Consider the following 24,105-nt stretch of genomic DNA (forward strand, 5'->3'; position numbering starts at 1 on the left):
CGGCCGTCCAGCAGGAAGGCGTATCGCGATATGTCCCGCTACTGGACACGGCCCTCCGTCGACGCCGTGGTCCTCACGGCCCGGCGGCTGGCCCTGGCCGCGCTCGTGATCCCGGCGGCGGGAATCTGCGCCGCACGGCCCGCGACGGCACATGCCACCCCGCCGCCCGTACGCGAGAAGCTCGCGGCCTTCCGCGTCCACGAGCCGGGTGGAGGCGGAGGTCAGGTGATCAGAGGAGGGCGCGCGAGCGCCATCCAGAACAGGTCCGGCGCGGGCCTGTCCAACCAGAGCCTCACCGGGGCCGTCGCCCCCACCTTCATGAGGGGGCAGTCGCAGCTACCGGTGACCCAGATGCGTTCGCTCGACCTGCAGGCCGCCTTCTGCGGATCGCAGCCCACCACCTGTGTCGTGGGACAGAACAAGCCGATCCGCCGGAGGCACTGACACTTCCCCCGTCCGTGCCCCGCCATTCCGGCAGGGACCCGCTCCGCTGCCGCCGCGCTTGCCGGATGCCACCGGGCTCTCCAAAAGGCGCGTGCCGCCCGGGAGCCCACCGCGCTTCCCGGAAGGCCACCGCGCCGCCCGTGAGGCCACCGCGCCGCCCGTGAGGCCACCGCGCTTCCTGGGAGGCTTCCAGCGGGTGCTCCCCGGGAGACCGGGGCGGTCACGCACGCGGCGCTCAGCTGCTCACAGGCCCGAGGGGTCGCGGCCGAGGCTGATCTCCTCGGCGATGCGCCGCAGTTCGTCGGCGGCCAGCCGGGGTGTGCCGGGCAGTCCGGCGGCCAGCGCCGAGATCACCTGGTGATATGGCGCGCCGGCATGACGGACCGCGACCTCGTGCACCGCCCGGAACAGGACCAGGTTGTCCTCGTGCTCCCGCGTCGCCCTGTCCACGATCATGTCGTCCCCCTCCGCCGGACTCATCACCGGCACCGCTCCCCGGACCGCGCCTCGGACGGCGCCCTCCGACGCCGTGCGGTGCGCCGGTGGGCGGCTGCCCGGTGGTCACGGTACGACCTGCCACCGACAGTTTCCGGGAAACCCGCCGAGGTACAATTACTTGAGAGTTCAAGTTTTCGGGAGGACGTCATGCCGGTCCAGCGACTCAACCACGCCGTGTTGTACGTGCGGGACGTCTCCCGCAGCGTGGCCTTCTACCAGGAGGCCCTCGGGTTCCGCGTCGTCCAGGCGTTCCCCGGGGCGGCCTTCCTGCAGGCCGAGGGCTCCTCGAACGACCACGACCTCGGACTGTTCCAGATCGGGGCGCAGGCGGGGCCGTCGTCCGCCGGGCGCGCGACGGTCGGCCTCTACCACCTCGCCTGGGAGGTCGACACCCTCGCCGAGCTGCAGCGGATCGCGACCACGCTGACGGAGATGAACGCCCTGGTCGGCGCATCCGACCACTCCACCACCAAGGCCCTCTACGCCAAGGATCCGGACGGGCTGGAGTTCGAGGTGTCCTGGCTGGTGCCCGCCGACCTGCTCACCGAGGAGGTCCTCGACGGGCGCGCCCAGATCAAGCCGCTCGACCTCGCGAAGGAACTCGAGCGGTACGGCGCGCAGACGCGCGGCGGAATCGGCGTCAGCGTCTGATCCGGCACTCGTGGGCGGCCCTCTTCCCCGAGGCCGCCCACGAGTTCCGGCCGGACCCGCTGACCAGCCGTGCCCGCTGACCAGCCTTGTCCGCAGGCCCGCCTCCGGCGCTGACCGGCCTTTCGCGCCGGCCGGCTCGGCGCCGACCGGCCTCTGCCCGTCGGCCGGTCTTGCCCGCTGACCGACCTGTTCGCGCCATTTAGCGCAAACATCCTTCTCTGGACCCCCGGAAACCCATACCATGATCATGATCTGAACCGGTACAGCGAGGGACAGGACGGATCATGGCCGACAACGACCAGCACGCGGGCGACGGCCCGGCCGGACACGACCGGGCAGCTGCCAGGATCGACACGAGCAAACCGAGCGTCTCGCGGGTCTACGACGTCATGCTGGGCGGCAAGGACAACTACGCCGTCGACCGCCACGTGGCGGAGGCCGCCCTGCGGATCGCCCCCGACGCCCCGGCCGCCGCCAAGTCCAATCGGGCGTTCCTGCAGCGCGTGGTCCGCCACTTGGCGGCCGAGGCGGGCATCAGGCAGTTCCTCGACATCGGCTCGGGCCTGCCCACGCAGGGCAACGTGCACGAGGTCGCGCAGCAGGTCGCCCCGGAATCCCGGGTCGTCTACGTCGACAACGACCCCATCGTCCTGGTGCACGGCCGGGCGCTGCTGGCGAGGAACGGCAGCACCACGGTCGTCGAGGCCGACATCCGCGACCCGGAGGCGATCCTCGCCGACCCCGCCGTCACGGCGCTCATCGACTTCGGGCAACCCGTGGCCCTGCTGCTGCTCGGGATCCTCCACCACCTCAACGACCAGGAGAAGCCCGAGGACATCGCCGCCCGCCTCCGCGCGGCCCTGCCCTCCGGTAGCTACCTCGCGCTGTCCCACTTCCACAATCCCGGGCCGGCGATGCCCGAGGTGTCGGCACAGGCCGACTCGGCCGAGAAGCTGTTCAACGAGCACCTGGGCACGGGCCGGTGGCGCACCCGTGACGAGATCATGACCTTCTTCGGCGACCTGCCGCTCATCGAGCCCGGCCTGGTTCCGCTCCCCGAATGGCGGCCGAACCCCGGTGAGGTCTTCGAACCCGGCATCACTTACCACACGTTCGTCGGCGGCGTCGCGCGCAAGCCCTGAACGTTCTTGCTGCGATAAACGTGACTTGCGTCACCGCACAGCCGTACGACCGGGCGCGCATCGCCGCAGGCAGCGGGTAATACGACGGCGGAGCGGCGATCGGCCGTACGGCCACCCGGACGGTGGCCGGGTTGACATCGGTGAGCGGCGACGGTGATGCTCGGAGGTGGCTGCCCCTCTACAGGAAGGCGGCACCGACATGATGATCACCAACGGGTCGTTCGAATCGGCCCTGAGCAAGAAAACACTGCTCTACCTCGACAAGCAACTGGTCGTACGCTCCTCCGACGACGGCGACACAGGCGGCGTACGGCTGATCGGGCAGATCGACCTCACCAACGGCGACGCCATGGCCGACGCCCTGCACAAGAAGTGGGCGAGGCCGGGCACGGGAACCGTGGACGTCGCCGAGCTCCAGTTCATCGACCTCTACGGCCTGCGCGCCCTGGCCCTGCTGTCCGACGTCCCCCTGGGCCGGCCGATCCGGCTGCACAACGTCAGGCCCGGCCTGCGCAAGCTGCTCACCCTGCTCGACTGGCCCGCCTTCACCATCGGGTGACGACGCGGCCCGGCGCGGACCCCCCACCGCGCCGACCCGTGGGACCGGCGCGTTTCTCGCACTCACCCCCGCACTCCCGGGTCTCTCGCATTCCCCCCAGCACTCCCGGGTCTCTCGCACTCACCCCTGCACTCCCGGGTTCCTCAGGGTCACCTTCACACTCGCGCGTTTCTCGCAGTTACCCCCCCGCACTCGCGCGTTTCTCGCATTTCCGCGTTTCTCGCGCTCCGGATGGAGGAAAGGTATCCGAGGACGGTCACACGACCGTTCTGACCAGCGCCTGAGCCTTCGTATGGGTTCAGGCGCAATCCGTTCGTGAGTTCCCCCCGACTCGCACGAGGAGGGGTATGAGGTGTTTCCGGGCACTCCGGCAGCCCGCCACCGACGTCGGCGGCCATCCGCCGACGTGGCACAGCCGCCGCGCTCTCGCGCCGCGGTGACGAGGCGACCTGGCCCCCACCGGCTGACCCGCCGGTGCGGCCGCCCGCTCCACCCCGGACCCGGCGTCCGGGCTTCTGCCTGCTGGAGAGCCGAATGTTCCTGAACCAGGTGCTCACGACGTCCGCGGCCCTGCTGCGCGGCGTGCTGCCCGAGCCGTTCCGAGACCTGCTTCCCTGCCCGCGCGAGCTGCGTCTCTGCCCCGGCGGGCTGCACATCAACCTGCGCGGGATAGGCCGGCCCGGCTCCGAGGCGGCGGCCGGCCTGCTGGAGGAGCGGCTGGAGAGCATCCCCGGCGTCGAGCGGGCGGAGGTCAACGGCCGCATCGCCGCGGTCTTCGTCGCCTGCGCCCCCGACCAGGTCGACCAGGACAAGCTGCTGGCCGTCACGGCGGAGCTCGACGAGCAGGAGGAGCACGCCCACGAGAGCCCCGTCCGCCTCGTGGAGGAGCACCTGCTGGCGACCGTGCGGCTGACGGCCGGCGTCACCGGAATCGGGCTCATATTCCTGGGCAAGGCGATGCGGGCCCCTCAGCTCCCGGCGGCCGTGCCCGCGTTGCTGCAACTGGCCAACGGCACGCCGGCGATCCGCGAGCAGCTCGACCGCCGGCTGGGGCGCCGCCCCACCGAGGCCCTGTTCACCACCGCCAACCTCGTCACCCAGACCCTCACGCTCCGCCCCACCGCGCTGTTCGTGCAGGCCGTCGCGAACGTGGGCCGCTACATCGAGACCAGGGCCAGCCGGCACGCATGGGAGAGTCTGGAGGAGCGGCTGGCCACGTGTCCGGGGGCCTACCACCACATCAGGGCCGAGGCCCGGCGGCGGCCGGTCCCTCTGCCGCACGGGCCGATCGAGCGCTACGCCGACGTGGTCGCCCCGGTCAGCGCCGCCGCGTACGCGGTGACACGGGTGCTCGCCCGGGGCGAACGGGCCGTGTCCATCCTCGTCTCCACCACCCCGAGGGCCGCCGACCTCAGCCGGGAGGCGTTCGCGGGCGCGATCAGCCGCGCACTCGGCAAGCACGACACGGTCGTCTTCGACGCCGACTGCCTGCGCAAGATGGACCGCGTCGACACCGTCATCCTGCACGCCGACGCGCTGACGACCGGCTCGTGGACGATCGACCGGGTCGAGCCGCTGCGCGAGAAGGAGGACACCGGCGAGCTGTACTCCCGGCTCTACTCCCTCATCGACTTCTCCGACCCCGGCCGCACCGGGACCGTGGAGGGCTGGTCGGTCCGCCCGCTGCCGGACCCCGGTCCCCTGCTGTCGGACGCCGCCCTCTGGCGGTCACGCGGGCTGCGCGCGGTTGAGGTGTCCAGGGACGGTGTCCGGGTCGCCGTCGCCGGTCTCGCCCCGGAGATCGACGCCCTGGCCGTACCGGTCGTCGGCGCGGCCAAGGCGGCCGGCACGGTCCTGCTCGCGGGCGGCGACGAGGGCCTGGCGCAGCGTCTCGGGATCGGCCGCACGCTGCCGGGAGGCCCCGAGCTCGCCGGGCACGTGCACGACCTGCAGGCGGCGGGCCACTGCGTGGTCGTCGTGTCCAGGGGCGCCTGGCGCTCGCTCGCCCAGGCCGACATCGGCGTCGGGGTGATCGATCCCACGGCCGCCGAGCCCGGATGCATGGTGCCGTGGGACGGCGAGCTCGCCGGCGAGCTGCACGGCGTCCATCTGTTCCTGCGCTGCCTGCCCCGGGCGCGCGGCAACAGCGCGAACGCCGTACGGCTCGGCGCGGCCGGCGCGTGCGTCGGCACCCTGCTGGCCATCGCTGGCCCGGCCGCCACCTCCCTGCGGCGGGCGCAGCTCGCCGGCGCCGCCGTCTCGCTGGGCGCCATGGCGCTGGGCGAATGGGCTGGGCAGAACGCCGGCCGCGTCCCCACCCCGCTGCGCGCCGACGCCACCCCGTGGCACGCCATGTCCGCGCGTGAGGTGCTCTCCCGGCTCCGTTCCTCCTCGGAGGGCATCGCCGAGGAGGAGGCGGGCAAGCGCCGCGCGGAGGCCGCGCCCGAGGAGGCGGAGGGGCCGCAGTCGCTGGCCCGGGCCACGATGGAGGAGCTGGCCAACCCGCTCACGCCCGCCCTCGCCACCGGCGCGGGTATCTCGGCCCTCGTCGGCTCGGCCCTCGACGCCGTGCTGATCAGCGGGGTCATGGTCATCAACGCGTTCCTCGGCGGCGTGCAGCGATACAAGGCCGACCGGGCGCTGCACCGCCTGACCGAGTCCACCGAGGTCCTCGTACGGCTGCGCCGCCCCGGCGGCGTCGTCGAGGCGACGAAGGACGAGCTCGCGCCCGGCGACGTCATCGAGCTGCGCGCGGGGGACGCCGTGCCCGCGGACGCCCGCGTTGTCAAGGCCGTGGGACTGGAGGTGGACGAGTCCACGCTCACCGGCGAGTCCCAGCTCGTCACGAAGACGGCCGCGCCGACCGTGGCGGCGGCCATCGCCGACCGCAGCTCGATGGTCTACCAGGGGACCTCGATCGCGGCGGGCAGCGGCCGTGCGGTGGTCGTCGCGACCGGCGACATGACCGAGTCGGGGCGCAGCGCCAGGCTCGCGGGCGAGCCGAGCCCGCCGACCGGCGTCGAGCTGCGCCTGCGGGAGCTGAGCCGGCGCATCCTGCCGCTGTCGATCGCCTCGGGTGTGGTGCTGCTCCTCACCGACCTCCTGCGTGGACGACCGCTGGCCGCGGCGCTCACGCCCGCCGTCAGTCTGACGGTCGCCGCCGTGCCCGAGGGGCTCCCGTTCGTCGCCACCGTGGCGGAGCTGGCCGCCGCACGTCGGCTGTCCAGGCGCGCCGCCCTGGTGCGCAACCCGTCCACCATCGAGGCCCTGGGCCGGGTCAACGTGCTGTGCTTCGACAAGACGGGCACGCTGACCGAGGGCCGCATCAGCCTGCGGCACCTGTCGGACGGGTGGTCGGGCCGTCCGGTAGAGGAGGCGGACGCCGGGCTGCGGCGCGTCCTCGCCGCGGCCGTCCGGGCCAGCCCCAAGTCCGGCGGGGGACGGGTGATCGCCCACCCGACCGACCGCGCGGTGCTCGACGGGGCCCATCGGCTGGACGTCACGCCGGCCGAGGGGTTCGACAGCTGGGAGCGTGTGGACGAGATGCCGTTCGAGCCGGGCCGGGGCTACCACGCCGTGCTCGGCCGCACCGGGCAGGGGCACCTGCTCAGTGTGAAGGGCGCCCCCGAGATCGTGCTCACCCACTGCACCACGGTGCACCGCGAGACCGGCCCGGTCGCCTGCGACGAGACCGTACGCGCGGAGCTGGAGCGCGAGGTGGAGCGGCTGGCCCGGCAGGGCTACCGCGTGCTCGCCGTCGCGCAGCGGCCCGCCTCCGACCGGAGCGACCTCGACGAGTCGCGCATCGAGGAGCTGTGCTTCCTCGGATTCCTCGGCCTGGCCGACCCGGTCAGGCCCACGGCCGCGGAGAGCGTCAGGCGCCTCATCCGGGCCGGAGTGCGGATCGTCATGGTCACCGGCGACCATCCCAGCACCGCCGAGGCCATCGCGGTCGAACTGAACGCGCTGAACGGCCAGCGCGTCATGACCGGCCCCGAGCTGGACGAACTCGACGACGAGACGCTGACCAAGGTGCTGCCCGATGTGGCGGTCTTCGCCCGCACCACGCCCGCGCACAAGGCCAGGATCGTCACGTGCCTGCGGCGGGCCGGTGAGGTCGTCGCCGTCACCGGAGACGGCGCCAACGACGCGCCCGCCATCCGCACGGCCGACGTCGGAATCGCCCTGGGGTCCCGCGCGACGCCCGCCGCGCGGTCCGCTGCCGACCTCGTCGTCACCGACGACCGCATCGAGACGATCGTGGACGCCATCGTCGAGGGCAGGGCGATGTGGACCTCGGTGCGCGACGCGCTGAGCATCCTCCTCGGCGGCAACATCGGCGAGATCGCCTTCACCGTGGGGTCCAACCTGCTGGCCGGCGGAAGCGCGCTCAACGCCCGGCAGCTCCTGCTGGTCAACCTCCTCACCGACATGGTGCCGGCCATGGCGGTCGCCGTACGGCCGCCCGCCTCGACGGATCCGGACAAGCTGCTCGCCGAGGGCCCCGAGGCGTCGCTGGGCGCGTCGCTGACCCGCGACATCTACCTGCGCGCGGCGGTCACGACGGCGGCGGCGACGGCCGCGTGGATCCTGGGACGCATGACCGGCACCCGCGGGCGCGCGAACACCATCGGCTTGGTGGCGCTCGTGTCCGCGCAGCTCCTGCAGACGTTCGCGGGCGGCGGCCGGGACAAGATCGTCGTGCTCGCGTCGCTGTCGTCGCTGGCCGTCCTGTGGCTCATCGTCACCGTGCCGGGAGTCAGCGCCGTCTTCGGATGCCGGCCGCTCGGCCCGGCGGGCTGGGTCATCGGGCTGGGCAGCGCGGCCGCCGCCACACTGGTGGGAATGCTCGTGCAGCGCCCGGTCAGGGAGGCGACGACCCGCGCCGAGGCCGAGCGCCGGAGGGCCGCGGCCCACCTGCCCGTCCCGGCCTGATCGATCGTCAGCGGTGGCGGCGCAGGCCCTTGCCGCCGTGGCGGCGGTTCTTGCCCTCCGCACGGACGGCACCCGCGCGGCCGGCATGCGCGCGGACGGCGCGGTGCTGGCGCGCCGCGCGGCTCTTCGACTTGTGCGCGCGCGGGGCGTGGGCGCGCGGCTTGTCCGTCACCTTGAACGTCTTGAAGCCGAAGTCGGGCAGCGTGATCGGCTTGGTGGGGTCGTCCGGGATCGGGACGACGTACACGTCGTGCCGCACACCGTCCTTGCCCTTCGTGTGATAGACGGCCTGCTTCGGCTCGGCGGCCTGCCCCATCAGCGGAGCGGGACCGGCGGCGAGCGGAGCAGGACCGCCGGCGACGGGCATGGCGGCGGGCGCGTACCCCATGCCGTCAGGCCCGGAGGGGCCGTAGCCGGGGTTGTAGACCGCTGTGTCGAGCGGCGCCGCGATCGGGGTCGCGCCACCCGTGGAAGCGCCCCCGGGCGGCGCCGGGTCCGCGAAAGCGACCGGTCCGGCGATCAGGGTTGCGGCGAGGGCGGCGGCGGCGGCCGAGAAGATGATCATGAGTTTCCCCCGAGGTCACGGATCGTACGAGGAAGACCGTAGGCAGCATGTCACCGCCGATCGCGCGCCCCGCGCTCAGTGTCGGGTCAAACCTCAGAATCTCTTGACAGCGGAGCCGGGCGATCGACTCAGGGGAGCGGGCGCAGATGGACGACCTTGGTGTGGGTCATCTCGTCGAGCAGCTCGGGACCGTACCCGAAACCGTGCCCGCTGGCGCGGAGCGGCTGGGCCGCGCCGCCGGGCGCTCCGCCGAAGACGGCGTTGATCTTCACCGTGCCCACCGGCAGCTCGCGCCAGGCCCGCTGGGCGTTGGCCATCGACGGGGTGAGGACGGTGGCCGCCAGGCCGTACCGCGACTCGCGGGCCAGTTCGAGCGCCTCGTCGAACGACTCCACCACGCGCACCGCCGCGACGGGCCCGAACGTCTCCTCGCGCATGACGTCCATGTTCTCCATGCAGTCGGCCAGGACGGTCGGCGGATAGAACGCCCCCGGCCCTTCGGGCACGTATCCCCCGGTCAGCAGCCGCGCCCCCGCCTCGATCGCGCCGCGTACGTGCCGGTCCACGACGTCGCGCTGGGCCCGGTCGACGAGCGGCCCGAGCGTCGTCTCCTCGTCCGTGCCGGGCCCCAAGCGCAGCTCCTCGGCCCGCTGCACGAGTGCGGCGAGGAACTCCTCGGCGAGGTCGCGGTGGACGTAGACCCGCTCGGCCGAGGTGCAGATCTGCCCGGCATTGGCGAAGCAGCCGGTCGCCGCCTGCCCCGCGGCCCACTTCACGTCAACGCCCGCGTCCACGATCAGCGGGTCCTTGCCGCCGTTCTCCAGCAGGGTCGCGGCGCCGGAGCGCGCGGCCACGGCGGCGATGGCCCGGCCCGCGGCGGTGGAGCCGACGTGCGCGACGAGGTCGATCCCCGGGTGCGCGGCCAGGACCTCGCCCGGGTGCCGGTCGCCCGGCACCATGGTCAGCACGCCCGGCGGCAGCTCCTCCGCCATCAGCTCGGCGAGCAGCGCCCCGGTGTGCGGCGTCCGCTCCGACGGCTTGTGCACGACCGCGTTGCCGGTCACCACGGCCGCGCCGACGAGGCCGCAGGCGATGGCCACCGGGTCGTTCCACGGCGTGATCACCGCGACGACCCCGCGCGGCTCGTGGACCATGAGGTCGGTGGCGTCCCAGCCGCCCTGGAGGCTGCGGCCCCGGTGCAGCGGCCCCAGCTCGGCGTACTGCCTGAGCGTGCCGATCCCCGCCGCCACGCCGCCACGGCTGTCGCCGATCGGCTTGCCCATCTCCCTGGTCACCAGCGCGGCCAGCTCGTCCGCGCGGGCCTCGAGCCGGCCGGCCGTCCGGTGCAGGCACGCCGCCCGCTCGGCGGGAGCCGTACGGGCCCAGCCGGGCTGGGCGCGACGGGCAGAGCCGACCGCCCGCTCCACGTCCTCGGCGCACCCGGCGGGGAAGCCGCCCACCGGCTCTCCGGTCGCCGGGTCGGCGATCGTGCGGTCACGTTCGCTCGCGCTCGCCGTCCACGCGCCGTCGGTCAGCACCCAGCGATCCTTGTCCCGCACCCCGGTTCTCCTCCCGCCGATCACCCGGCCGCGAACGCTCTACCCGTGCTCGCCTCTACCCGTGCTCGCCTCTACCCCCTGGCTCGTACGGTTATCACCAGGCTTCCTAGAGTTCCCGTATGCGACGGCGGAGCAGCGCCTGAGCGCGGGGCGCGACCGGCGCCACCACCCGCCTCGGCCCGGCGGGACCGGTGCCGAGGGACCGGCACCGCGGGGGCCGCTCAGAGCGCGGTGAAGTCGGCGAAGTCGAAGCCGGGTGACACGACGCAGCTCACCAGCACGCCCTCGGCCCCCGCCGGGCGGGCCGCCTGCCAGGTGCCCGCCGGCACCACCGCCTGCGGAACCTGCCCGTTCTCCACGTCCGGACCCAGGACGACGACGTCCTCCCGGCCGGGCCGCTCGCCCGCGCCGCCGAGCACGAGCGTCAGCGGCCCTCCCCGGTGCCACAGCCACACCTCGTCGGACCGCACGGCGTGCCAGACCGACTCCTCGCCCGGCTCCAGCAGGAAGTAGATGCCCGTCGCCGTCGCCCGCGTCCCGCCGTACCCGGGAGGCTCGACGGAGGCCGCCGCCCGCCATGTCTCGCGATACCACCCGCCCTCGGGATGCGGCAGCAGGCCGAGGGCCTCGGCGACCGGGGGACGCGCCTGGATCGCCACGAACGCCCCGGTGACGTCCCGGCGCAGGAAGCGGAGGGCCGCGCCGCGGTCGTCCTCGTCCACCGCCACGACGGGATCCGTGCCGGGGAAGGCCGCGGCGGCGATCCGCAGCGCCTCCTCGTCGTCGCGGGCGGACAGTCCGGGCCCGCCGGGGTAGGCGTCGAGCGTCATCAGCAGCACGCGGCCGATCGTACGGCAGGGCGGCGCGGCTGGTCCGCGCCCAGCCGGGGCCGCCGGCGCACGTCGAGGCCGGGCGCGGAGGCGATCGCGACGGCCGGGCCGGCCGGTTAACGACCGCCGCCGCCCACCCGGCGTTACTTGATCGTTACAGAATCGGCCGCACAAAACAGCCGTTTCGCACGTTCCAAGTCAGTGCAAATCGCTGTGAAACACCCCGTGTGAGGAGTAGACCGTGAATACCCTCCGGCGGGCGGCCCACGTCACATTGACCGTCGCCGCCATCGCCGTCGCTACGGCCTGCTCGGCGGGAGGCACAACCGCTCCCGCCGCATCAGTCACTGGTGCGGCCGGCACAGCCACTCAGGCTCCGGCCACTCAGGCCCGGGACGTCAAGACGGCGGCACTCGCCCCGCGCGCGGCGTCCCAGACGGCACGCAAGACAGGAAAGCCGAAGCTCGGCATCGCCGACATCACGCCCATGGGCGAGAAGGTCGAGCGGGTCGGCGTCGGTTTCCCGATCATCGTCACCTTCGACCGCGCCGTACGCGACAGGGCGGCCGCGGAAGCGGTGCTGCAGGTCCAGGCCCAAAAGCCCGTCGAGGGCGCATGGCGCTGGGTCTCCGACCGCAAGGTCGTCTATCGCACCAAGACCTACTGGAAGCCGCACCAGAAGGTCCTGCTCACCGCCAGGCTGAGCCAGATTCCCGGCAACGAGGCCGCCAAGGACGTCTCGCGCCGCTTCGCCGTCGGCACCGCCAACATCTCGGTGGTCGACACCAAGAGGCACGTGATGAAGGTGCGCCGCGACGGGAAGCTCGCCAAGACCATCCCCATCAGCGCGGGCCGCGGCGGCCTGCCCCGCAACGGCGTCGACGTCTACCTCACGACCACCGGCGTGCACCTCGCGATGGGCAAGAAGCGGGTCGAGACCATGACCTCGTCCTGGCTCGGCGTCACCGACCCCAAGGACCCGCTCTACTACAAGCTGGAGATCCCCTGGGCGGTCCGGATCTCCGACAGCGGCGAGTATGTCCACCAGAGCGCGGGCGACTACCAGTTCCTGGGGAAGTCGAACCAGAGCCACGGCTGCGTGCGCGCCACCCCCGCGGGAGCCAAGTGGTTCTACGGCATCAGCCAGCGCGGTGACGTCATCCAGGTCACCGGCACCAAGCGCAAGCTCGACTGGCGCAACGGCTGGAGCTACTGGCAGCTGAGCTGGACCCAGTGGAAGCGCGGCAGCGCGCTGCCCGCCGGCTCGGCGTCGGCGTCCGCGACGGCCTCACCCTCGGCCTCCCCGTCCGCCGCCCAGGCCGGTCTGCAGGGATAGGCCCTCCGCTCCGCACGGCGCTCCCGCCCCCGGTCCGTACGGCCCGGGCGGGAGCGCCGCCTGCTTTCCCGCGCCCTCTCCGCCGGAAGATCGAGCATCAGGCCGTGAGGGTTCTCCAGGACTCCACGGTCGCCTCCGCGATGCTCTCCATGCGCCGGCCGTACGCCGGATATCCGTCGGGAACGATGCTGCCGTCCCTGAACGGCAACCCGCAGAAGCCGGCGCGGAAGGGCCCGGGGGATCCACCCCGAGGGAGCGGCGCATACTCCGCGAGCGGGGCCATGTCGTAGCCCGGCCGCGACCCGTGCCTGTTCCGCGCCACCTGATGCGCCGCCACGCGGAGCAACGCGTCCAGGCCCTTGTCCAGATAGAGCTGCAGCAGGCGGAACTGACCGTCGAGGTACTTGTCGTAGGCCCTGGCGGGATGCTGCAGGAGATAGGCGCAGACCACGACCGTGTGCCACCTGTACATCTCAGGATCGGCCTGCTCTTCGGCCAGGATCGCGTGGTAGTAGTCCACGCACTCGCCCAGCGGACCGGGGGTCGCGCCGCACTCACACCCACCCGTGCCGGAGCCGTCCGTCATGGCCCGCACCCTAGGCGGCCGGCGACAGCCCTGTCGACGGCATTTCGGTAGGGCTCGGGCTCTGCCCCATGGTCCCGGTCCGTGTCGGAGTACGGCGAGACGCCGTCCGCCGGCAGGCGCTCCCCGCCGGCCACGGTTCGCAGGGGTACGGCGTGGCGTTCTCGAGCGAGAGAGCACTGCTCTTGACATGACTCACGTACGCGAGAGAGCATTGCTCTCGTTGATGAGCACTAGTCTCAAGGAGATGTCGTGTCGCTGCTCTACTCGGGTCCGTCCCTGGCCGTCCTGCACGAGGAGTACGCCGCGCGGGGACGCGTCGACCCCGACGCCCAGCTGACCTCCTCGTCCCGGCTGGTCGTGGACGTACCCGCCGACCGGGTCTGGGCGGTCATGGCCGACCTGCGGGCATGGCCGTCATGGGCCTCCCGCATCCGGATCCTCGAACTCGGCGACGTGCGCCCCGGCGCGTCCTTCCGGTGGCGCCTGAACGGCGTGCCCCTGCGGTCGCGGTTCGCCGTGGTCGAACCCCAGCGGGAACTCACCTGGACGGGCACCTTCCTCGGCCGCTATCGGGCGGTCGACCGGCACGTCCTGGAACCGCTGGAGGGCGGGCGCACGAGGATCACGGTGGAAGAGTCGCTCGCCGGTCCGCTGCTGCCGCTCTTCTACCGGGAGCCCATGCTCCGGGCCAACCACGAGCGGTGGCTTTCGGATCTCGCCCGCGCCGTCGCCTGAGCCGCCCGTCCCGGCCCCGGCCGTTGAAACCAGCAAATCGCAAAATTCGGCTTTTCGGGTAATTCCATCCACCCGGAGGGCCTGTGGAAAACGTCAGCGAGAGATGTCGGGTGATGCTTTGATGAGCAGCAGTGAAACAAACGCCGGTCAAAGGGCAAAAACATGTTTAGGATGCTTATCCAGCAAATGGCGGCGCTGCTCGACGACGACGACCTGCACCTGGGCGATGACGCGCATGCGCTCGACCTGGACGACTACTGGGATGAAACGGACGATTTGGACGACGACTTCTGACGTTTCCCCTAAAATCCCCCCATAATCTAGAAAGCCCCCAAATGACGTTCACGCTTCACGACGTACGCTCTCGGACATATAAGGCGCGCGACGCCTGGTGGACCGTTTTCCTGGTGGATCCCCTGGCGGGCCGTCTGGTGGTGACGACCGCCAACCGCACGTCCATCACCCCGAACCAGATCACCTGGGGCGCGTTCGTGCTCGGCCTGGGCTCGGCCTGGTGCTTTCTCCAGGCCGAGTGGCCGTGGCTGGTCGCCGGGGCCGCCGTCTACCACGTGAGCTTCGTCCTCGACTGCATGGACGGCAAGATCGCGCGACTCAAGGGGACGGGGACGATCCTCGGCGGCTGGCTCGACTACGTCTTCGACCGGATCCGGGTGCTGGCCTGCACCGCCGCGCTCATGTGGGGGCAGTACCGCGCGACCGGGCAGGAGGTCTACCTGCTGCTCGGCATCGCCGTGGTGTTCCTCGACATGCTGCGCTACGTCGACGCGCTGCAGATCGCGAAGGTCCGGCGTCAGATGCGCCGCACGCTGCGGCACGCCTACGAGGAGTCGGTGTCCGGCGGCGCGGCCGCGCTGCCGGCGTCCCTGTTGCGCGAGGATCTCGACAACGACCCCGACGAGATCACCGTCCGGCTGACGCACGCCGTGGACCTGCAGCAGGAGTTCCGCAGCCGCTTCTCCTGGTATCCCGGCATGCGCGAGTGGCTGCGCGAGCACCGGATCCGCACGCACCTGGTCAGCGGCATCGAATTCCAGATGGCGGTGTTCATCGTCGGCCCGCTGCTCGGCGCGGTCGTCCCGGTCACGATCGGCTCGGCCGTCCTCCTGCTCCTCTTCGAGGCCCTCATCATGTACAAGCTCGTGCTGTCGTCGCGGGACCTGAACCGCGCGCTGGCCTCGATCCGCTCGTCCGCCGAACCGTCCGCCTCCGGGACGCCCGCCGGTTGAGCGTCTCGCCGCTGCTCAGACGGATAGAGGCGCCGTCGCGAGGGGTAGCGGTGGGACATGACCGAACGTGAGGAACCCGCCGGCCTGCCCGATCCCGACCACCGCCGGCCCGAAGGGCTGGACGACGTCACGGTCGACGCGCTGGGCAGGCTCAGCAAGGCGCTGGAGACGATCCACCGGGTCAGGGGCCACCTGTACTCCTTCCACCAGCTCACCGGCACGGCGGACTTCGAACTGGACAACGCCGTACGGCTGCTGCGGCAGGCCGGGCACGACAAGTGGGCCGACCGGATCGAACGCGAGCTGATCGGCCGCAACGTCATCCCCGGCCGATGGACCTTCCAGATCGTGGAGGAGTACGACGACGGCTACTACGCGGCCTTCCAGGAGCTGGAACGCCAGGCCCGCGACGAACTGGCCGGAGGACGCCGTCACCTCTACGAGGCCGAGCTGAAGCAGCAGCGGCGCACACCCGGGCAGCCCGGCCACGAGACCACCCCGTGAACCCCGCGTTCCCGCCCGGTAGTCCACGAACGTTCGCCGGGAGGAAGGGAGGGAGCGGCGGAAGGGACGGAGGCCCCGACCGGGCCCCGCGGAAATTCCGAGCCTGCGAGGAACTCTCGTGGGTGGAGCGGAGCGGGTTTCGCGAGGACCGGAGGTTGCTTCCGGCGCAGTGACCACCCTGCCAAGGTCCGTGGACACCCCACTGGTCAGTGACCGTCGCGTCCGCCGAGGAGGTGCTCCCGCCCCCACGCGCCGAGCGGCGCCAGCGCCTCGTTCAGCATGACGCCGAGCGGGGTCAGCGAGTATTCGACGTGCGGCGGCACCTCGTCGTACACCTCGCGGTGCACGATGCCGTCGGCCTCCATCTCGCGCAGGTGCGAGGCGAGCACCTTCTCGGTCACGCCGGGCAGCATCCTGCGCAGCTCACCGAAACGGCATCGGCGTTCGTTCAGCGCCCAGAGGATCGAGCTCTTCCACTTGCCGCCGATCACCTCCATCGCCGCGTCGATCCCGCATCCGGACGCTCCCGGGCGCCGCGCGGTCCGCATGGTCCACCCCCTCCTGGCTGCTCGCTCACCCCGGGGTAAGCACCCACTTCGAAGTGCGTACTTGATCGTCTCGGGGCTCGTGACCAGCCTAATCGGCATGACTCACAACACTGAGAAGCCTCCGCTGTCCCTTCTCGGGCTGGGCGCGATGGGCGGCGCGCTCGCCCGCGCCTGGCTCGCCGCCGGACATCCGCTGACCGTCTGGAACCGCACCCCGGGGCGGGCCGAGGCCCTGGAGGGCGCCCGTGTCGCCACGACCGCCGCCGAGGCCGTCGCCGCGAGCGACCTGGTGGTCGTCTGCCTGCTGGACCACGCCTCGGTCGACGACGCCCTCGCCGGCGTCGATTTGTCCGGCAAGGACCTCGTCGACCTCACCACCGGCACCCCGGAGGAGGCCCGCGCCCGAGCCCGATGGGCGCGGGAGCGCGGCGCCCGGTTCCTCGACGGCGGCGTCATGGCGGTCCCGCCCATGATCGGGGTGCCCGGCTCAGGGGCGTACGTCTTCTACAGCGGCTCCCCCGCGGTGTTCGAGGCCCACGCGGGCACGCTGGCCACGCCCGCCGCCACCGTCTACACCGGCGAGGACCCCGGGCTCGCCGCCCTCCACGATGTGGCGCTGCTCAGCGCGATGACGGGCATGTTCGCGGGGGTGACGCACGCCTTCGCGCTCGTCCGGGAGGAGATCCCCCCGAAGGCCTTCGCCGATCTCGTCGCGGGCTGGTTGCAGGCGATGGTCCCGTACGCGTACGGGGTGGCCGAGCACCTCGAGAGCGGCGACTACACGAAGGACGTCACCTCCAACCTCGCGATGATGGTCAGGGGCAATGCGACCCTGCTGCGTACGGCCGAGGAGCAGAAGGTCAGCCCCGAACTGCTCATGCCGTTCATGACGCTCATGGCGCGGCGGCTCGCGGACGGCCACACCGACGAGGGCACCACCGGGGTGATCGACCTGCTGCGGGTGCCCTGACCCCTGCTCCCTGCCCCCTGCCCCCTGCCCCCTGCCTGGGGCCGCCCACGCCGGAAGTTATCCTCGCAAGAGGATTGCGAGGTGAGGCTGTGACCGAACGCAAACCCCTCGGAGTGAGCTTCGAGTCGTGGATCGACCGGCAGATTCGCGAGGCCACCGAGCGTGGCGAGTTCGACGACCTGCCGGGCGCGGGCAAGCCCATCCCCGGCCAGGGCAAGCCGCACGACGACATGTGGTGGATCAAGCAGAAGATGCGCGCGGAGAACCTGTCGTTCCCGCTGCCGGGGACGCTGGCGCTGCGCAAGGAGGCCGAGGAGGCGCGGGCGGAGGCGCTCGGCGCGCGCACCGAGGCCGAGGCGCGCAGGATCGTCGAGGAGATGAACGACAAGATCCGCGACAGCCACCGCAAGCCCCTGTCCGGTCCGCCCGTCGTGCAGCCGCTCATCGACGTGGACGAGGTCACCGCCGAGTGGCGGGCCCTGCGTCCGGTCGCCGAGAGGAAGCCCGCCCCCGCACCCACCCCCGAGAAGCGCCGGAAGCGCTCCTTCCTCCGCTGGTTCGGGCGCCGCTGACCCGCCGGAGCCGCCGACCCCCCGGCTGCGCGACCTGACGAAAGTCAGGTGAGGACCTTCCGATCGCCCGCTGTGCCGCCCCTCCGGCCGCTCCTACCGTTCGTGACCTGCGAACGGAAAGAGCTCGGAGGGGAAACACGGTGCGGATGCGCAAGATCGCGGCGACCGCCGGCCTGGCCGGTGTGCTGCTGCTCGCGACGGGAACGGCGGCGGTGGACGCCGCGACGCGGGCGGCGACCACGGACGGACGGACGGGTCTGACCGCGGAGTCCGTCGACCGATACGTACGCGACTACATCCGGCGCACGGACCTGCCCGGCGCGGTGGTGACGGTCGTCAAGGGCGACAAGGTCGTGTACGCCGCCGGGCACGGTCACACGGCCGGCGGCGAGGCGATCACCGCGGACACGCCCATGCCGCTCGCCTCGCTGTCGAAGTCGTTCACGGCCCTCGCGGTGCTGCGCCTCGCCGACGAGGGCCGGATCGACCTCGACGCGCCGGTCCGGCGTTACCTGCCCGAGTTCACCATGGCCGATCCCCGGGCCGAGAAGATCACCGTGCGGCAGCTTCTCCAGCAGACCTCGGGCATGAGCGACCGGACCTTCCCCGAGCTGACGCTCCCCGCGCCGGACGACCTCAAGGACGCCGTCGCGATGCTCAGGACCGCGCCTCTCGCCGCCGCGCCGGGCACCAGGATGATCTACCACAACCCCAACTACGCGGTCGCGGCGCGGCTGGCCGAGGTGGTGTCGGGGACGCCGTTCGCCGAATTCATGGCCGCCACGGTGTTCACGCCGCTCGGCATGACGTCCACCCGGACGGTGGACACCACGGAGGAACTGCCCGGCGCGGGCGCCGGATACATCCGCGCGTACGGCCAGGTGATCGAGCGCGCGCACCCGAAGTGGTTCGTCAACGGCTCCTACGGGGTCGTCAGCACGGCCCACGACCTGGCCAGGTGGCTGATCACGCAGAACGGCCACGGCGGCGCCCTCCCCCGAGAGCTCGTCAGGGCCACCCAGACCCCGTCCGGCGTGGGCGGCAGCACGTACGGCATGGGGTGGTCGGCCGAGCGGACGGCCGGAGGGGCGCCGATGCTGCGGCACACGGGCTGGCTGCTCACGCACAACTCCGCGCAGACCCTCCTGCCCGGGGGCGAGTGGGGCATCGCGGTCGTCACCAACACCGGGATGATCTCCGGCGACGATGCGCTGATCATCAGCGACGGCCTGGTGGACATGATCGAGGGGCGGCCGGACGCGAAGGCCGCGCCCTTCACCACGAGCGCCGACCCCTGGCTGGCCGGCCTGTCGCTGCTGAACCTGGGCCTCGGCCTGACCGGTGTCCTGCGCTCCCGCCGCTGGGCCGCCCGCCGCGCACAAGGGCGCACCTGGCGGATGATCGCCCGGCTGGTCCCGTACGCGCTGCCGGTCGCGTTCTACCTGGGACTGGCGGAGCTGGCCGGGGTGCTGCTGAACCGGGTGGGCACGCTGGACCAGCTCACCTACGTCTGGCTGGCGCTGTACGTCTGGGCCGCCACCGGAGCGCTGGCCGCCGTCGCCGTCGTGGCCGCCCGCCTCGTCCACGCCGTACGCCTCCGGAGACAGGCCGTTGGTAACGTCCCCGTGAGCGAAACGCGCCAATCAGCGAGCACTGCCTGATAGGCCGGGTTACGGGGGAAACGTGATGATCCACGTCCTGCTGGCGGACGACGAGGCACTGATCCGCGCCGGCATCGCGAGCATCCTGGGCACGGCCGGCGACATCGAGGTGGTCGCCGAGGCGGCCGACGGGCGCGAGGCGGTCGACCTCGCCCTGCGGCACCGTCCCGCCATCTGCCTGCTCGACATCCGGATGCCGCGGCTCGACGGGCTCAAGGCCGCCGCGGAGCTGCGCCGGGTCCTCCCCGAGGTCGCCGTCGTGATGCTCACGACGTTCAACGAGGACGACTACGTGACGAGCGCGCTCGGCTCCGGCGCGTCCGGTTTCCTCCTCAAGTCGGGCGACCCACGCGAACTGATCGCGGGGGTCCGCGCCGTCGCCGCGGGTGGCGCCTATCTCTCCCCCGCCGTCACGCGGCGGGTCATCACCCGCCTCCGGGAACGCCCGCTCGGCACGGAGGCCGCCGCCCGCGCCCTCGTGGACCAGCTCGGCGACCGCGAGCGCGAGGTGCTCGCGCTGGTCGGGGCCGCCATGTCCAACGCCGAGATCGCCCGGCGTCTGCACCTCGTCGAGGGCACGGTCAAGGGGTACGTCAGCCAGATCCTCACCCGTCTCGGCCTCCGCAACCGCGTCCAGGCCGCGATCCTGGCGTACGAGGCCGGTCTCGTGCCCGAGGCTCCGCTCGACCGGAGGGCGTGAGGTGATGAGGCTGTCCCGTCTGCTCGACCTCGGGCTGTGGCTCGCGGTGTGCGCGCCGCCCGTCGCGCCGGCCCTCGACGACGGCGACGCCCGGCGGCTGGCCACGGTGGCGCTGGCCGTGCCGCTGTTCGGGGCCGCCACGGCGGTGAGCCGGAGGTGGCCGCTGGCGGCGCTCGCCATACCGGTCGCGGTGAGCCTGGCCCTGGACGCCCAGATGTTCGGCCCCCTGTCCTGGACGTGGGCGGCGCTGGTGGTCTTCGGCTATCTGGCCGGGCACCGGATGGCGAGCGCCCGCCCGGCGCTGTGGTTCTTCTCGGCCGTCGCCCTTGCCGGGCTGCCGCTGTCCGGGCTCGTCCTGCGCGACCTGTGGGGCTGGCCCACGCAGCTCATCACGCTGCTGCTCTCGGTGGTGGTGCCCTGGCTGCTCGGCCGCTGGCGCCGCCAGCACGCCGAACTGGTCCGCACGGGCTGGCTGCTCGCCGACCGGCTCGAACGCGAGCAGCAGGCCGTCGCCGACCGCGCCCGCCTGCGGGAGAGGGCGCGCATCGCGGGCGACATGCACGACTCGCTCGGTCACGACCTGACGCTCCTCGCGGTGCGCGCCGGCGCTCTGGAACTCGACCCCGGCCTCGACTCGCGGCAGCAGGCGGCCGTACGCGAACTGCGTGAGGCCGCCGCGGCCTCGACGGAGCGGCTCCGCGAGATCATCGGCGTGCTGCGCGCGGACGACGAGGACGCCGCCGCACCTCCACGTGAGGAGAGCGTCGAAACGCTCGTCGAGCGCGCCCGCGGCTCCGGCGTGCCGATCGTCGTCGAGCCTCCGGGCGACCACCCGGGTGACTGTCCGGGCGGCCTCCCGGGCGACATCGACGGACTGCCCCCGATGACCGCGCTCGCCGTGCGCCGCGTGCTCCAGGAGGCCCTGACGAACGCCGCCAAACACGCTCCCGGCGCGACCGTACGCGTCCGGCTCGCCTCCGATGACGGCGTCGTCACCCTCAGGGTGGTCAACGACCCCGCTCCCGCGGCGGCCCCGGCGGGCGTGGCCTCGGGCGGTTCCGGGCTCGTCGGGCTGGCGGAACGGGTGCGGCTGGCGGGCGGCGTCCTGCGGGCCGGCCCGGCTCCGGACGGGGGCTTCGAGGTCGCCGCCGAACTGCCCGTCACCGGGATCGGAACGACACACGAGCAGGTGCGGACAGCGGCCGGCCTCGGCACACCCGAGACCGCGGCGGCCCAGGAGCTGGACCTCGCCCGGCGGCGGGTGCGGCGGCGGCTGGCGCAGGCGGCCGGGATCCCCGTGGCCGTGCTGAGCGGGATCTTCGCGCTCCTGATCCCCCTCGGCTTCGTCAGCTCGTCGTTCTCCGTCCTCGACCCGGCGACGTACGAGGGGCTGAAGGCGGGCGAGCCGCGCGACGACCTGCGGTCCCGGCTTCCGGTGTTCACCAGGGACGGCCCGCCGGACGGCGCTCCTGCCGCACCGCGGGGCCAGGACTGCCTCTACTACACGATGAAGACCGATTCCGCCCGCGCCTACCGCCTGTGCTTCGCCCGCGACCGGCTCGTCTCGAAGACCGTCGTGCCCACGCCGTGAGTGCGCGGGTTTCAGCAAGGTCCAAGTCGGTTCCAGGAGCGCGGCGCGATCATCCTGACGTCGGCGGCGTCCCGCCGCCGATCTCAGGAACGCGGCGGACGGCCTCGGCCCCCGGTTTTTGTCGGCGGCGGCTGCCACGATGTCGGGAAACGACCAAGGGAGCCCAGGTGCCCGATCGTCTCGCCCCCTTCCGGTGGCTGGCCGCCCCGGCGACGGACAACGTGCGCAATCCGCTGGGCGACATCTTCAGCGTGTCGTTCTTCCAGGGGGTGGAGCCCGCCGACGTCGCGGCCCGTTTCGAGCCCTCGGGAACGGCGGTCCGCTCGATGACCTTGGACGAGCTCGGCGACGAGGTCGCGGAGTTCGTCGAGGAGACCGACGGCGGCGACGGCGGCGGATACGTCGGCATCACCCGGATCGGCGATTGGAGCGTTGCAATCGAACCGTGTGGCCGGCACACCGCGCTGGGCGAGAACCTGGCGCGGCTCGCCCAGGGGTGCGAGGCCGTGGCCGTCGGACGCCACGACTACGCCGAGCACGGTTTCCTGTACGCCGTGGACGGTGAGATCGTCACCGCCTTCACGCCGCACGCGCCGGTCAACCGGTGGGGCAGCGACCCGGATCGGCTGAAGGAGCCGATGCGCAGGGTCGGGCTGCCGTTGACCGCCACGACCGGCAAGGCGGCCTGGGACACCCGCTGGGACGACGCGCTGCCGAAGGCGTTCGCGCTCGCCGCCATGATCACCGGGGTGACCCTCACCCCGAACTCCTTCGACGGGCCGCTGCTGGTCGCCTCCATCACCGAGTGGGCCCAGGCCTAGTGGGGGTCCACGAACCTTGGCCGGGTCGGTCACCGGACGGGAAGGGAACTCCTGTCCCTCCACCCGATGAACATGGTGGACAGCGCACCAGACGTCTTGCCGGTGTCTTGTCGGGGGGCTCTGCTACACACGTGTCATGACCTCACCCGCCGCCCAGCGGCTCGGCATCGTGCCGTCCGCGTTCGCCGTCCAGCACCTGCCGCAGGCGACGTTTCCCGAAGACGACGACTGGATCGCACTCGTCCGCGCCCCGGAGGGCCTCACCGTGGTTCGCGAGGCCTGGCCGACGGGGTCCGGCGACCGGTGGATCGGCCTGTACGGCGGGGGCACGGGACACGAACTGGACGTGCCGGGCATGCTGGCGGCGATCGTGGGCCCCTTGGCCGAGGCGGCCATCCCGGTGTTCGTCGCCTCGACGTTCCACGCCGACCTGGTCCTCGTGCCCGAGCCGAGGATCAAGGAAGCGGTCACCGTCCTGGAGGAGGCGGGACACCGGGTGGACACCCGTCACCTGCGCGCGCCCGGCGCGTAGCGCCCGACGTCGCCTGTCATCCGGTGTCCCGGACGGCAGGCGAAGCGGACGTCCCGGCCGGGCTCAGCCGATCGGATTCCAGCCGTCGGATCCGGCCAGGTACTTCTGCGGCGTGTAGCCGGACGCCTGGGAGTCGCTCATCTGCGGGCGGTTGGAGTTCACCGTGGCGCCGGCGCCGGTGTTCCTGTACTCGAAGAAGCGGGCGTTCTTCCAGGAGTTGCCGGACATGTCGGTCCAGGGCTGCGCGACCTTGATGGTCGGGCCGAGCGACGACTCCCGATAGAGCACCTGGGCGTTGGGGCCCCACGGCCTCCCGAGCTGGGTGGTGTTTCCGGTCGCGCCCGTGATGCGGGACCGGTAGACGAGGAAGCCGTAGGTCTTGGCGGCGTCGGTCCTGGCCGCGGTGATGGGGGCGCCGCTGCTGCGCTTTTCGTAGATGTCGCAGTCGTCGAGAACCGCGGTGCCGCCGCCGAAGATGAAGTCGACGGTGCCCTCGATGTAGGAGCTCTTGACGTAGGTGCGGGCGGAGTCGTTGATCAGGAAGGTGTCCTGGTCGCCGAGCAGGCGGACGTTCGACAGGACCGCCCGGTCGGCGTTGAGATTCAGCGCGACGGCCTGCTGGTTGACGGTGCTGCCGTCCTCCACGTAGTCGTTGGAGATCGTCAGGTTGGCGAGGGCGGAGTCGTGGCCGTTCACGAACGCGGTGGCGCTGTTGAAGGTGCCGCCGTTCCCCCCGGCGTAGTGGTTGTCGACGATCACGACGTCCGCGGGCGACGAGCCCAGACCCTGCAGCGTGATGTACGGCTTGTTCGCCGGGATCGTGACGATCTCCCGGTAGGTGCCCGGCTTGATCGTGATGACCTTCCGGCTGGAGTTGCCCGAGGCCACGGCGTCGATCGCCGCCTGCACGGTCCGGTACATGCCGGTTCCGTCGGCGGCCACTGTGGGCTTCCCGCCGGTGGGCGACGGCGAAGGTGAGGGCGAGCGCGTCGGTGAGGGCGAAGGTGAGGGTGAGCGCGTGGGTGAGGCTGCGGGCGATGGGGTGGGGGACGGGGTGGTGGTGGAGCCGGTGCAGGTGACGCCGTTGAGGGTGAACGAGGCGGGCGTGGGGTTGGACCC

24 protein-coding genes are annotated in these 24,105 nt (G+C 72.3%); 17 read left to right on the forward strand and 7 right to left on the reverse strand.

What is annotated here, in order from left to right:
• Positions 1-30 precede the first annotated feature (30 nt).
• Complete coding sequence (locus BXA11_RS19035) at positions 31-444, forward strand: hypothetical protein (RefSeq protein ID WP_076436275.1); 414 nt, start codon at positions 31-33, stop codon at positions 442-444.
• A gap of 243 nt (positions 445-687) precedes the next feature.
• On the opposite strand, the gene BXA11_RS19040 is transcribed toward BXA11_RS19035, so the two are convergent.
• Positions 688-924 carry a hypothetical protein gene (locus tag BXA11_RS19040; RefSeq protein ID WP_239104884.1) on the reverse strand — a complete coding sequence of 79 codons (237 nt, stop codon included), beginning with the start codon at positions 922-924 and terminating at the stop codon, positions 688-690.
• Between the two features lie 165 nt (positions 925-1,089).
• On the opposite strand from BXA11_RS19040, the gene BXA11_RS19045 reads away from it, so the two are divergent.
• The 4 genes from BXA11_RS19045 (at position 1,090) to BXA11_RS19060 (ending at position 8,229) form a co-directional block, all read left to right on the forward strand.
• On the forward strand, positions 1,090-1,593 hold the full coding sequence (locus BXA11_RS19045; RefSeq protein WP_030507678.1) for a VOC family protein: 504 nt from the start codon (positions 1,090-1,092) through the stop codon (positions 1,591-1,593).
• 284 nt (positions 1,594-1,877) lie between these two features.
• Complete coding sequence (locus BXA11_RS19050) at positions 1,878-2,735, forward strand: SAM-dependent methyltransferase (protein WP_030507677.1); 858 nt, start codon at positions 1,878-1,880, stop codon at positions 2,733-2,735.
• Positions 2,736-2,934: 199 nt separating this feature from the next.
• Positions 2,935-3,294 (forward strand): STAS domain-containing protein, encoded by a 360-nt coding sequence (locus BXA11_RS19055; RefSeq protein WP_076436278.1) that lies wholly within the window; start codon positions 2,935-2,937, stop codon positions 3,292-3,294.
• A gap of 534 nt (positions 3,295-3,828) precedes the next feature.
• A complete protein-coding gene (locus tag BXA11_RS19060) occupies positions 3,829-8,229 on the forward strand; it encodes a cation-translocating P-type ATPase (RefSeq protein WP_076436280.1) in 4,401 nt (1,466 codons plus the stop codon).
• Positions 8,230-8,236: 7 nt separating this feature from the next.
• Here the strand turns inward: BXA11_RS19060 and BXA11_RS19065 are convergent, their stop codons facing one another.
• From BXA11_RS19065 to BXA11_RS19075, 3 genes are all read right to left on the reverse strand, one after another.
• On the reverse strand, positions 8,237-8,794 hold the full coding sequence (locus BXA11_RS19065; protein WP_076436283.1) for a hypothetical protein: 558 nt from the start codon (positions 8,792-8,794) through the stop codon (positions 8,237-8,239).
• 128 nt (positions 8,795-8,922) lie between these two features.
• Entirely contained in the window at positions 8,923-10,353 is a 1,431-nt protein-coding gene (locus BXA11_RS19070; protein WP_239104885.1) for an aldehyde dehydrogenase family protein, read from the reverse strand.
• A gap of 221 nt (positions 10,354-10,574) precedes the next feature.
• Entirely contained in the window at positions 10,575-11,183 is a 609-nt protein-coding gene (locus BXA11_RS19075) for a cupin domain-containing protein (RefSeq protein WP_083744385.1), read from the reverse strand.
• A gap of 241 nt (positions 11,184-11,424) precedes the next feature.
• On the opposite strand from BXA11_RS19075, the gene BXA11_RS19080 reads away from it, so the two are divergent.
• Positions 11,425-12,519 carry a L,D-transpeptidase gene (locus tag BXA11_RS19080; RefSeq protein ID WP_083744375.1) on the forward strand — a complete coding sequence of 365 codons (1,095 nt, stop codon included), beginning with the start codon at positions 11,425-11,427 and terminating at the stop codon, positions 12,517-12,519.
• Positions 12,520-12,616: 97 nt separating this feature from the next.
• On the opposite strand, the gene BXA11_RS42225 is transcribed toward BXA11_RS19080, so the two are convergent.
• Entirely contained in the window at positions 12,617-13,105 is a 489-nt protein-coding gene (locus BXA11_RS42225) for a DUF5946 family protein (RefSeq protein ID WP_076436289.1), read from the reverse strand.
• Between the two features lie 249 nt (positions 13,106-13,354).
• On the opposite strand from BXA11_RS42225, the gene BXA11_RS19090 reads away from it, so the two are divergent.
• The 4 genes from BXA11_RS19090 (at position 13,355) to BXA11_RS19100 (ending at position 15,591) form a co-directional block, all read left to right on the forward strand.
• A complete protein-coding gene (locus tag BXA11_RS19090) occupies positions 13,355-13,840 on the forward strand; it encodes an SRPBCC domain-containing protein (protein ID WP_076436291.1) in 486 nt (161 codons plus the stop codon).
• Between the two features lie 171 nt (positions 13,841-14,011).
• Positions 14,012-14,134: a hypothetical protein gene (locus BXA11_RS45395; RefSeq protein ID WP_275409683.1), complete on the forward strand. Its 123-nt coding sequence runs from the start codon at positions 14,012-14,014 to the stop codon at positions 14,132-14,134.
• A gap of 41 nt (positions 14,135-14,175) precedes the next feature.
• The gene (locus BXA11_RS19095; RefSeq protein WP_030507666.1) at positions 14,176-15,087 is read left to right on the forward strand and encodes a CDP-alcohol phosphatidyltransferase family protein; all 912 of its coding nucleotides are present in this window, start codon (positions 14,176-14,178) and stop codon (positions 15,085-15,087) included.
• A gap of 57 nt (positions 15,088-15,144) precedes the next feature.
• The gene (locus BXA11_RS19100) at positions 15,145-15,591 is read left to right on the forward strand and encodes a hypothetical protein (protein WP_051761632.1); all 447 of its coding nucleotides are present in this window, start codon (positions 15,145-15,147) and stop codon (positions 15,589-15,591) included.
• Positions 15,592-15,797: 206 nt separating this feature from the next.
• Here the strand turns inward: BXA11_RS19100 and BXA11_RS19105 are convergent, their stop codons facing one another.
• Positions 15,798-16,139, reverse strand: coding sequence for a winged helix-turn-helix transcriptional regulator (locus BXA11_RS19105; RefSeq protein ID WP_076436293.1), 342 nt, complete (start codon positions 16,137-16,139; stop codon positions 15,798-15,800).
• Positions 16,140-16,236: 97 nt separating this feature from the next.
• On the opposite strand from BXA11_RS19105, the gene BXA11_RS19110 reads away from it, so the two are divergent.
• From BXA11_RS19110 to BXA11_RS19140, 7 genes are all read left to right on the forward strand, one after another.
• Positions 16,237-17,109, forward strand: coding sequence for an NAD(P)-dependent oxidoreductase (locus BXA11_RS19110; RefSeq protein WP_076436295.1), 873 nt, complete (start codon positions 16,237-16,239; stop codon positions 17,107-17,109).
• 89 nt (positions 17,110-17,198) lie between these two features.
• Positions 17,199-17,681 (forward strand): DnaJ family domain-containing protein, encoded by a 483-nt coding sequence (locus tag BXA11_RS19115; RefSeq protein WP_076436297.1) that lies wholly within the window; start codon positions 17,199-17,201, stop codon positions 17,679-17,681.
• Positions 17,682-17,827: 146 nt separating this feature from the next.
• On the forward strand, positions 17,828-19,342 hold the full coding sequence (locus BXA11_RS19120) for a serine hydrolase domain-containing protein (RefSeq protein ID WP_076436299.1): 1,515 nt from the start codon (positions 17,828-17,830) through the stop codon (positions 19,340-19,342).
• 25 nt (positions 19,343-19,367) lie between these two features.
• Complete coding sequence (locus BXA11_RS19125) at positions 19,368-20,042, forward strand: response regulator (protein ID WP_076436301.1); 675 nt, start codon at positions 19,368-19,370, stop codon at positions 20,040-20,042.
• Between the two features lie 4 nt (positions 20,043-20,046).
• On the forward strand, positions 20,047-21,633 hold the full coding sequence (locus tag BXA11_RS19130) for a sensor histidine kinase (RefSeq protein ID WP_076436379.1): 1,587 nt from the start codon (positions 20,047-20,049) through the stop codon (positions 21,631-21,633).
• A 167-nt stretch (positions 21,634-21,800) separates the two neighbouring features.
• Positions 21,801-22,454, forward strand: coding sequence for a DUF6461 domain-containing protein (locus tag BXA11_RS19135; RefSeq protein ID WP_076436304.1), 654 nt, complete (start codon positions 21,801-21,803; stop codon positions 22,452-22,454).
• A 136-nt stretch (positions 22,455-22,590) separates the two neighbouring features.
• On the forward strand, positions 22,591-22,986 hold the full coding sequence (locus BXA11_RS19140) for an ACT domain-containing protein (protein WP_076436306.1): 396 nt from the start codon (positions 22,591-22,593) through the stop codon (positions 22,984-22,986).
• 63 nt (positions 22,987-23,049) lie between these two features.
• On the opposite strand, the gene BXA11_RS19145 is transcribed toward BXA11_RS19140, so the two are convergent.
• A complete protein-coding gene (locus BXA11_RS19145; protein WP_051761630.1) occupies positions 23,050-23,928 on the reverse strand; it encodes a pectinesterase family protein in 879 nt (292 codons plus the stop codon).
• Between the last annotated feature and the right edge of the window lie 177 nt (positions 23,929-24,105).

This window comes from Microbispora rosea (assembly GCF_900156315.1).
Taxonomy (GTDB): domain Bacteria; phylum Actinomycetota; class Actinomycetes; order Streptosporangiales; family Streptosporangiaceae; genus Microbispora; species Microbispora rosea.